General features: G+C 42.4%; 14 protein-coding genes. All 14 read left to right on the top strand.

What is annotated here, in order from left to right; genetic code table 11:
* The first annotated feature begins 182 nt into the window (after positions 1–182).
* The 14 genes from M1575_00620 to M1575_00555 are packed head-to-tail and all read left to right on the top strand — an operon-like array spanning position 183 to position 8,772.
* The gene (locus tag M1575_00620; protein MCL5095230.1) at positions 183–653 is read left to right on the top strand and encodes an NUDIX hydrolase; all 471 of its coding nucleotides are present in this window, start codon (positions 183–185) and stop codon (positions 651–653) included.
* A 12-nt stretch (positions 654–665) separates the two neighbouring features.
* The gene (prfB, locus tag M1575_00615; GenBank protein ID MCL5095229.1) at positions 666–1,691 is read left to right on the top strand and encodes a peptide chain release factor 2; all 1,026 of its coding nucleotides are present in this window, start codon (positions 666–668) and stop codon (positions 1,689–1,691) included.
* Between the two features lie 11 nt (positions 1,692–1,702).
* A complete protein-coding gene (locus M1575_00610) occupies positions 1,703–2,161 on the top strand; it encodes a hypothetical protein (protein MCL5095228.1) in 459 nt (152 codons plus the stop codon).
* 19 nt (positions 2,162–2,180) lie between these two features.
* Positions 2,181–2,456, top strand: coding sequence for a hypothetical protein (locus M1575_00605; protein MCL5095227.1), 276 nt, complete (start codon positions 2,181–2,183; stop codon positions 2,454–2,456).
* A gap of 1 nt (position 2,457) precedes the next feature.
* The gene (gene ftsE / locus M1575_00600; protein ID MCL5095226.1) at positions 2,458–3,141 is read left to right on the top strand and encodes a cell division ATP-binding protein FtsE; all 684 of its coding nucleotides are present in this window, start codon (positions 2,458–2,460) and stop codon (positions 3,139–3,141) included.
* On the top strand, positions 3,128–3,997 hold the full coding sequence (locus M1575_00595) for an ABC transporter permease (protein MCL5095225.1): 870 nt from the start codon (positions 3,128–3,130) through the stop codon (positions 3,995–3,997). The genes ftsE and M1575_00595 overlap by 14 nt, the downstream gene beginning before the upstream one ends.
* Entirely contained in the window at positions 3,998–5,149 is a 1,152-nt protein-coding gene (locus M1575_00590; protein ID MCL5095224.1) for a peptidoglycan DD-metalloendopeptidase family protein, read from the top strand. It begins immediately after the preceding gene.
* Positions 5,150–5,206: 57 nt separating this feature from the next.
* Complete coding sequence (locus M1575_00585) at positions 5,207–5,650, top strand: trp operon repressor (protein MCL5095223.1); 444 nt, start codon at positions 5,207–5,209, stop codon at positions 5,648–5,650.
* A 43-nt stretch (positions 5,651–5,693) separates the two neighbouring features.
* On the top strand, positions 5,694–6,581 hold the full coding sequence (locus tag M1575_00580) for a lamin tail domain-containing protein (GenBank protein MCL5095222.1): 888 nt from the start codon (positions 5,694–5,696) through the stop codon (positions 6,579–6,581).
* Positions 6,578–6,967: a VanZ family protein gene (locus M1575_00575; GenBank protein ID MCL5095221.1), complete on the top strand. Its 390-nt coding sequence runs from the start codon at positions 6,578–6,580 to the stop codon at positions 6,965–6,967. The genes M1575_00580 and M1575_00575 overlap by 4 nt, the downstream gene beginning before the upstream one ends.
* Positions 6,898–7,305: a tRNA (adenosine(37)-N6)-threonylcarbamoyltransferase complex ATPase subunit type 1 TsaE gene (tsaE, locus tag M1575_00570; GenBank protein MCL5095220.1), complete on the top strand. Its 408-nt coding sequence runs from the start codon at positions 6,898–6,900 to the stop codon at positions 7,303–7,305. Before M1575_00575 ends, tsaE begins: the two co-directional genes overlap by 70 nt.
* Positions 7,271–7,855 (top strand): L-threonylcarbamoyladenylate synthase, encoded by a 585-nt coding sequence (locus tag M1575_00565; GenBank protein ID MCL5095219.1) that lies wholly within the window; start codon positions 7,271–7,273, stop codon positions 7,853–7,855. Before tsaE ends, M1575_00565 begins: the two co-directional genes overlap by 35 nt.
* A gap of 31 nt (positions 7,856–7,886) precedes the next feature.
* Positions 7,887–8,192, top strand: coding sequence for a hypothetical protein (locus tag M1575_00560; GenBank protein MCL5095218.1), 306 nt, complete (start codon positions 7,887–7,889; stop codon positions 8,190–8,192).
* Positions 8,185–8,772, top strand: coding sequence for a sortase (locus tag M1575_00555; protein ID MCL5095217.1), 588 nt, complete (start codon positions 8,185–8,187; stop codon positions 8,770–8,772). Before M1575_00560 ends, M1575_00555 begins: the two co-directional genes overlap by 8 nt.
* Position 8,773 lies beyond the last annotated feature (1 nt).

Here is an 8,773-nt window from a genome sequence, read left to right as displayed (position 1 = left end):
GCATTTTTTCGGCCACCCATCGGGATTTAATACAGTTATGCATGAGTGGCATTTTAGGCCATAAATAGCGAATTCGTAAACTATCCATAATATCTTAAAAGTGTATACGTAATTATGTTACACTACGATAATTCAACATGAGGGTTACGTATGATATAATTTCAAATAAGGATTTAGTCTTAATGATTAATTGTACTTTCGAAGATGGCGGCAAGGCAAGTCTAAGACACGTGGTTGTTCATGCTCTTGTCGAAAAAAACGGGGCGATTCTTTTAGAAAAAAGAGCCCCGCATCTTTCAGGGGCTGGCAAATGGGGTTTGCCCGGTGGCTTTTTGGATCGTGATGAAACCGCCAAGGAGGCGGTTTTAAGAGAGCTCTTGGAAGAAACCGGATATCAAGGAGAGATCATCACGCTTTTTAGAATTAACAGTAATCCAGAGCGTCAGGAAGAAGACCGGCGGCAAAACGTGGCTCTCGAGTATCTTATTAAGCCGATTAAGCAAGTTAAAAGGCCCGATAAGGAATCAACGGAAATTAAATGGGTCCCGATAGAGAAGATAAATTCGCTTGATTTTGCCTTTGACCACGGGCAGACAGTTAAGCTTTACCTTGATTATCGCCAAAAAAAATTTACCCTGCCACTTATAGTCTAAACCTAACATTTTATGGATGATTTAAAACAAAGAGCCCAAGAAGCGATTGCCAAATTAGATCTTAAGGAGAAACAAGAAAAAATTCAAAAAATTGAGGCCGAGTCGGCCAGTCCTGCTTTTTGGCAAAACCCGCAGGAGGGAAGCAAAAAAATGCAAGAGCTCTCCGAATTGCAAAAAGAGGCCAGTGACGTTATCAAACTGCAAGATCTTTTGGCTTCGGATCACCTTGAGGAGGCGGAAGAATTATTGGGGAAACTTGAGGTTACGGCTTTTTTGTCCGGTTCGCATGATGAGAGCGACGCCATTGTCTCCATTCACGCCGGTCAGGGCGGGGTTGAGGCGATGGACTGGTCGGAAATGTTATACCGCATGTATATGCGCTATGTTGAAAGCAAAGGCTGGAAGTGGGAAGAGATTGATCATTCTCCGGGCGATGAGGCGGGGATCAAAAGCGTCACGTTTACCGTCTCCGGCCATTTTGCCTACGGTTTTTTAAAAGGCGAAGCCGGGGTTCACCGCTTGGTTCGGCAATCACCTTTTAATGCCGACAAATTAAGACAAACTTCGTTTGCTTTGGTTGAGGTTTTGCCGGTTATCGAAGACGCCGGCGAAAGCGAAATAAGAGAAGAGGATTTGGACTGGGAATTTTACCGGGCCTCAAGTCATGGCGGCCAAAACGTCCAAAAAGTCTCAACCGCCGTCCGTTTAAAACATAAACCGACGGGGGTTATTGTGACTTGCCAAACAGAACGTTATCAGGCGCAAAATCGGGAAAACGCTTTAAAAATTTTACGGGCCAAGCTTTGGCTTTTGGCCGAGGAGAAAACAAAACAGGAAGAAAAAAAACTTAAAGGGGAATACAAAATGGCCAGCTGGGGAAATCAGATCAGGTCTTATGTTTTACATCCCTATCATCTGGTCAAGGATCTAAGGACCGATTACGAAACGTCCGATACCGACGGTGTTTTGGACGGAAAACTTGAAGAATTCATCGTTGCCTACTTGAAAAATTTTAATAAAAAAGGTATGGTAGTTTAAAGGAGGAGTCTATGGAGGAGAACCTAACCGAAAAGCCACCGGAATTAGTTCAACCTTTAGAAGAGAAGAAAAAAATGAGCTTGCCGAAATTTTCACCTTTGATTATCGTTGTCTTTATTATTCTTGCCGGCGTTTTAAGCGGTTTTTTCCTTTCTCAAAAAGGAGCCAATCTGCCGCTTTTAACCGGAAAAGCGAAAGTCGTTAAAACCGCCAAAATGATCGGTTCCACCGATACGAAAACCTTTAAAGATCAAGCCGAGGGGATTTTGGAAAAAGGCGGTGTTGACGGTGAAGGGACTCATAAGTTGATCAGAAATCCCGATGATCTAAGCCAGACAGCTTATTTGACCTCCTCGGTTATCAATCTTGATGATTATTTGGGCAAAAAAGTCCGGGTTTGGGGCGAGACTTTCGCCGGGCAAAAAGCGAGCTGGCTGATGGATGTCGGCCGGGTGGAACTGCTTGATTAAGTTCTCAAGGAGGTAAATCGTGAAATTAAATTTTCTTAAGTTGAAGCTGAAGCTTGAGAAAATTCACGCTCGATTAGAACGCCAGCCGCGTCAGAGCATCACGAAAATCGCCCTGATAGTTTTTCTTTTCAGTTGTTTCCTGGGTTATACTTTAGGCTATGTTCAAAGGGAAATAAGGGTTAAAACCCTGCTGGCCAAAGCCCAGGCGCAAAAAGGGGAAGAGGAAAAACAGCTGAATAATCTCATGGATAAATTTTCCCAAATGCAGACCGTATCGGCCAAAACAAAAAAATGACATGGTTAAATTTGAAAACGTCAGTAAAAAATTTTCTTCACAGGGTTTTTCTCTTGCCGAGATAAATTTTGTCATCAATGACGGCGAATTTGTTTTTCTGACCGGGCCTTCAGGCGCAGGCAAAACGACAATCCTCAAATTGATTCTGCGGGAGCATCTGCCAACCAGTGGCGAAATTTATCTTAATGACTGGAAACTTACAAAGATGAAGTCTTCCGATATTTCCAAACTGCGCCGCAAGGTCACGATGGTTTTTCAGGATTTCCGACTTTTGGTTGATAGGACGGTTTACGAAAATATCGCCATTGCCCTGGAGCTTCGGGGCATACTGGACAAAGAAATCGAAAAGAAGGTTAAAAACGTTTTAACCTTAACTTCTCTTTTGGAACAGAAAAATCTCTTTCCGGTTCAGCTGGCCGGCGGAGAGTTGCAAAGGGCCTGTATTGCCAGGGCATTGGTTGGGAATCCGGAAATTCTTTTGGCTGACGAGCCGACCGGCAATTTGGACCCGGCGACTTCCTGGGAAATTCTCAATCTTTTGACCAGGATTAACAAAATGGGAACGACGGTTTTGATGGCGACGCACAATATCGACATCGTCAATTCGCTTAAAAAAAGAGTCCTGACCTTAAATAAAGGTCGAATCGTCAAAGACGAAAAGGAAGGTAAATATGAAACTCTTTAAGGCAACCTGGCAACATATTCGTCGGTCTCCGTATCAGGCCATGGCGGCGATTGCGATTATGACCCTGACCCTTTTTGTCAGCGGTGTTTTCTTTTTGACGGCGGCCGGTTCGTCGGCGATTCTTTCTTATTTTGAATCCAAACCGCAAATCACGGCCTTTTTTACCGACGAGAAAAAAGAAGCGGAAATTAAAACGCTTGAGGAAAAGCTTCAAAGCACCAACCAGGTCGCTTCGGTCAAGTATGTTTCCAAGGAAGAGGCCTTGGCCATTTACAAAGAACAAAATAAAAACGATCCCATTCTTTTGGAGATGGTGACGGCCAATATCCTGCCGGCTTCATTGGAAGTTTCGGCCAAAGAGGCGAAGGTTTTAGGCGATTTAGCCAAGATTCTTCAAGCCGAACCCGGAATTCAGGAGGTTATTTATCAAAAAGATGTTGTTGATAATCTTATTGCCTGGACGGACGCCATCAGAAAAATAGGGATCGTTTTTGTCGGCTTTTTAACTTTAATCTCGCTTCTGATTATTTTAACCGTCATCGGCATGAAAATCGGTTTGAAAAAAGAGGAGATCGAAATTTTGAAACTTATCGGGGCTTCCAATTGGTATATTCGGCTGCCGTTTTTACTCGAGGGCGCTTTGTACGGTCTTCTTGCCGGTTTGATTGCCTGGTTTATTTGTTTGGGTTTGGTTTTATACATTAACCCCCAGCTTTCCTCATTTTTAGTCGGCATTCCGGTTTTTTCCATTTCGCCTCTTTTCATGCTGACGTTTCTGGGAGGGCTTGTCCTGGCCGGTTCATTGGTGGGAATTTTCGGCAGTTTAATGGCGGTTTGGCGATATCTTAAAGCATAAATGAAAAAGTTCGTTCTCCTTCTTTCTCTTTTTATCCTTTTCTTCTCGTCTGCCATACCGACAGGTCGTCCGGCTCTTGCCCAGGACCCTTCAGAATTAACGAAACAAATTCAGCAACTGGAGCAACAGTTGGCGGAAGCGCAAACGCGCGAAAAAACCCTGACTTCGCAAGTTGCCTACATGAATAATCAAATTAAATTAACGACCCTAAAAATCGACGAAACGCAAAGAAAAATCAGTCAGCTGATCAAGGAAATTGACTCTTTGAGTCAAAAGATTGACCGACTTGAAGAATCTTTGGATCAACTTTCGAAAGTTCTTTTAGCCAGAATTGTGGAAACTTATAAACGCGGCAACGCGTCATCTTTTCAACTGCTTTTTTCCTCCGGCGGGTTTTCGGAATTTTTGACCAGATTAAAATACATAAGGATCGTTCAGACCCACGATAAAAAATTGCTTTTGGAAATGCAGCTGACGAAAAGCGACTACAGCGATCAAAAACAGGTTAGGGAAGCGAAAAAATTGGAGCAGGAAAATTTAAGGCGTCAGCTCGTTGACCAGACGAACCAATTGGCCCGGCAAAAAAAAGAGAAGGAAACTTTGCTTGAAGTGACTAGGAATGATGAGAAAAAATATCAACAACAGTTAGCGCAGGCTTATGCAGAAAAAGCAGCTCTTGAACAGGCCTTGGTTGCCGGGACCAAAGTTGGTCCTATTAAAAGAGGTGATGTGATTGCTTTGGTCGGCAATACGGGTTATCCGGGATGTTCGACAGGAAAACACCTACATTTTGAAATCAGAAAAAATAATGGTTGGACAGACCCTATGGCCTATTTGCAAAATAAAACAGTCGAAGATGATCAGAATAATGCTGGCAACGTCAATGTCGGAAATGGGAACTGGCCTTGGCCGATTAATGACCCGATCAGAATTACCCAGTTTTTTGGCCAGACGCCTTATTCATGGAGATATAAGTATTCAGGAGGAGTACATACGGGACTTGACATGATAACTTCCTCATCGGACGTGATAAAGGCTCCTGCCGACGGAACACTTTTTAAGTCTTCGCAATTATGCGGTTCCAGTGTTATTAATATCGTTTACATAGATCACGGAGACAGCTTAATTAGTTTTTATCTGCACGTCCAGTAAAATTTCTTATTATTTTCTGATACTATGATTTAAATCATGAAAGCAGGTGATAGATAAATGACACAAGTCTCTAAATATCCGATTACGGACAATGTTTACCAAAGAATTTTAGACATCTTTTTTAAGAGCCTGGTTGAGATTAAAACCGGTGACGAAGCCAAGCAGTTTATCAAAGATTTTCTTTCCCCGGCCGAACAGATTATGCTTTCCAAAAGACTGGCGATTGCCTTCCTTCTGGAAAAGAAATATGAATTTAGACAAATCAGTAGGATTTTACGCGTGAGTCTAACGACCGTTGCCAAGGTAAGCATGATGAGAAAATACGGCGGAGAGGGTTATCAAAAAATTATTAATAAAATCCTAAAAGAAGAACAAGTCAAAGATTTTCTGGCAAAAGTCGGAGAGTCGTTAACGGAAGTCGTGAGTAAAGGAAAGGGAAGTGCGACCTGGCGCTATTTAAATCAGGAGCTTAAAACCAAACGCCAGTCAAAACCCTTCTAGTCCTGATATCATGATTTAAATCATAGTATCAGAGAAAGAGAAGATGATAGGTTTCAAATGGTTGACTTTTTTTATTAGCGTTCTTTTCTTTTTTCTAGCTTTTTCTTTTCTTTTTTCTCAAAAAGTTCTGGCTAGCAATGATATTGCCATTAATGAATTTGTACCAGATTCTTCAACAGAATGGGTTGAGTTTTACAATGCCTCAGCCAGTGCCGACTACCTTAAATCTTATTGGCTCGATGACGACACTGATTTTACCAATGATATTGGTAGTCATAAAAAACTATTAACCAATTTAAATATTGATAACCCAACTTACCCTTATATTGAGATAAATACTTTTTTAAACAACTCGGGCGATTATATCGTTTTGTTTGATGCGGCTGGAAATATCGTTGATCAATATCAATACACGACCAACCCTGGGAATGACGTTTCTATCGGACGTTACCCAGATAGAATTGGTGCTTTCGTGCTTTTGTCTTCAGTAACTAAGGGAATGTCAAATTCTGGACCTATATCTACGCCGACTCCAACTCTCACACCTACCCCAACCCCAACTCCAACGCCCACGCCTTCTCCTTCACCGACAATGAAACCGACGGCAACGCCCAAACCGACGGTAACCCCTAAACCAACCGCAACACCGACACCTAAACCGACATTATCAGTAACGCCAACCCCGACCGGACAAATTTTAATAACCGGAGCTTCGACGAGCTCGGCTTTACTGGCAGAAAATACGGCTTCAAGTGCCGGGACGGTCGCGGGTTTATTAACGGAAAATCCGGCCACTGCTTCTTCGTTGTCAACTCAACCAAAAACAAATAATTTGCCGAAAATTCTTTTGAGTTTAGCCGGATTAGCAATCGTGGGGATGGTGGGTTCGGCCTTTTGGCTAAGAAGAAAAGAAGATATAATAAGCTCATGATCAAAAAACTCGCCTTGCTTTGGTCGCCGGTTTTTCTTTGGTGTGTTGTTATTTTTTATCTTTCGTCTTTAAGAGTCAAGCCGCCGACAGGGACAATTTTGGATATTATTTTGCCGTATTTCGTTCATCTGGGCGAATACGGAATTTTATTTCTTTTAACCTGGCGGGCCAGTAAAAAGGTCGCCGCCTCTTTAATCTTTGGGATTTTTTACGCTTTTTCCGATGAATTGCATCAGGCTTTTGTTCCGACCAGAACTCCTGATATAATTGACGTCTTAACCGACGCTGTCGGGATGATTTTAGCTTGGTTAATAATATGGAAATTATTTTTACCAAAAGCGCCGAGCAAACTCAAAAATTGGGTGAAAAATTCGCTCAGGATTTAAAAAGCGGCGGCATAATTTGCCTTTACGGTGATTTAGGCAGCGGGAAAACCACTTTTGTTCAAGGCTTGGCCCGTGGTTTAGGGATCAAACAGCGGATTTTGTCGCCGACTTTTTTAATCGTTAGAGAATACCCGAATTTTTATCATCTTGATTTATACCGGCTTCAAAAAAGCGAGGAGATTGCCGATTTAGGATTTCGGGAAATGATCGAAAATCCCCAAAATGTGGTTGTTATTGAATGGGCCGAAAAAGCCAAAAATCTTTTGCCTAAAGAAAGAATTGAGATAAACTTTGAAATTGTCAATGAAAACGAACGAAAAATTACCATTAGCCGTTGAAATTATCAAAAACGGCGGCCTTGTTATTTTCCCAACAGATACCGCTTTTGGTATTGGTTGCCGGATGGATGATGCTTGCGCCGTGGCCAGACTTTTTAAAATTCGCAAGCGGCCTAAGTTCCAGGCTACGCCGGTTTTAGTCGGATCCAGGGAAATGGCGCAAAGCTACCTGCAGCCGATTGATGAAAAGGTTCAAGCCTTAATGCGGGCTTGTTGGCCGGGAGCTCTGACCTTAATTTTGCCTTGCCGGCCTGAAAAAGTCCTTCCCTTAGTGCGTGGGGGAAATCAAACTTTGGGCGTGAGGATGCCCAACCATGAGGTTCCCTTATCTATTATATATAGTATAAACGTTCCTATCTTAGGTCCGTCGGCCAATTTTCATGGGCGGCCGACGCCTTATAAATTTACCGATTTGGATCCAGAGCTAGTTAAGTTAGTCGATTTGGTCTTGCCCGGCGAGTGTTCATTAAAAAAAGCCTCGACGGTTCTTGATTGTTCGGTTAAGCCTTGGAAAATCATCCGCCAGGGTGCCGTTGATACTATGATTTAAATCATAGTATCAGGAGAACCGATAAAAGATTATGAGCAATAAACTTTATATTGACACCAGAGATAATCAGAAAACGATTGTCGGGTTAAATCACGAGCGTTTGGAAAAAGCGACGGGTCCTGATAAATCGCAACAAGTTTTATCTTTAGTTGACGAAATCCTCAAAAAGAATAAAACTAAATTAGAAGACCTAACAGAAATTGAAGTGGAAACCGGGCCAGGTTCGTTTACCGGGATTCGCGTCGGAATAACCGTTGCCCAAACTTTAGGCTGGGCTTTAAAAATCCCCTTAAACGGGGGTAAACTCGGCGAACCGGTGGAACCGAAATATGACTAAGGTTTTAAATTATGTCTGGCTGATTTTGCTTGGCGGAGGTCTTCTTATTTTGGCTTTAGTTTATTGGCCGATTGTCAATGAGGAAATCCGCTACCGAAACCTGGAAAATAAAAGAGGCAAAGAATTAACCATTCCCAAAACAATAACCCCGGTTTCCGAAGAATTCGGTTTGGTTATCCCTAAGCTGGAACTCAATGTGAAAGTTTTTAGCAACGTTGATGCGAACAACCCTCAGGAATATTTACCGATTTTAACCAAAGGCGTGGCTCACGCTAAGGGAAGCATCCTGCCAAATGAGACGGGTAATGTTTTTATTTTCGGCCATTCAAGCGATACGCCCTTAAACGTCAGTCGTTATAACGCCGTTTTTTATCTCATCTCCAAACTGGAAAAAAATGACGAGATTATCGTTTACTATAATTCTCTTAAATACGCCTATAGGGTAACCGATAAAAAAATTGTCAGTCCCGATAAAGTCGCCGAAACATTACAAAATCTTCAGGGAGAAACTTTAACTTTGCAAACCTGTTATCCAGCCGGAACCACTCTTTATCGTCTTTTGGTTTTGGCCAAAAAATGAG

It is taken from the genome of Patescibacteria group bacterium, assembly GCA_023473585.1.
Lineage (GTDB): Bacteria > Patescibacteriota > Microgenomatia > JAMCYU01 > JAMCYU01 > JAMCYU01.
This window is presented reverse-complemented; position numbering and strand designations above follow the sequence as displayed.

Excerpts from the sequence above, each read along its gene's own strand:
- M1575_00620 (MCL5095230.1), top strand. The coding sequence starts at position 183 with ATGATTAATTGTACTTTCGAAGATGGCGGCAAGGCAAGTCTAAGACAC.
- prfB (MCL5095229.1), top strand. The coding sequence starts at position 666 with ATGGATGATTTAAAACAAAGAGCCCAAGAAGCGATTGCCAAATTAGAT.
- M1575_00610 (MCL5095228.1), top strand. The coding sequence starts at position 1,703 with ATGGAGGAGAACCTAACCGAAAAGCCACCGGAATTAGTTCAACCTTTA.
- ftsE (MCL5095226.1), top strand. The coding sequence starts at position 2,458 with ATGGTTAAATTTGAAAACGTCAGTAAAAAATTTTCTTCACAGGGTTTT.
- M1575_00595 (MCL5095225.1), top strand. The coding sequence starts at position 3,128 with ATGAAACTCTTTAAGGCAACCTGGCAACATATTCGTCGGTCTCCGTAT.
- M1575_00590 (MCL5095224.1), top strand. The coding sequence starts at position 3,998 with ATGAAAAAGTTCGTTCTCCTTCTTTCTCTTTTTATCCTTTTCTTCTCG.
- M1575_00585 (MCL5095223.1), top strand. The coding sequence starts at position 5,207 with ATGACACAAGTCTCTAAATATCCGATTACGGACAATGTTTACCAAAGA.
- M1575_00580 (MCL5095222.1), top strand. The coding sequence starts at position 5,694 with ATGATAGGTTTCAAATGGTTGACTTTTTTTATTAGCGTTCTTTTCTTT.
- M1575_00575 (MCL5095221.1), top strand. The coding sequence starts at position 6,578 with ATGATCAAAAAACTCGCCTTGCTTTGGTCGCCGGTTTTTCTTTGGTGT.
- tsaE (MCL5095220.1), top strand. The coding sequence starts at position 6,898 with ATGGAAATTATTTTTACCAAAAGCGCCGAGCAAACTCAAAAATTGGGT.
- M1575_00565 (MCL5095219.1), top strand. The coding sequence starts at position 7,271 with ATGAAAACGAACGAAAAATTACCATTAGCCGTTGAAATTATCAAAAAC.
- M1575_00560 (MCL5095218.1), top strand. The coding sequence starts at position 7,887 with ATGAGCAATAAACTTTATATTGACACCAGAGATAATCAGAAAACGATT.
- M1575_00555 (MCL5095217.1), top strand. The coding sequence starts at position 8,185 with ATGACTAAGGTTTTAAATTATGTCTGGCTGATTTTGCTTGGCGGAGGT.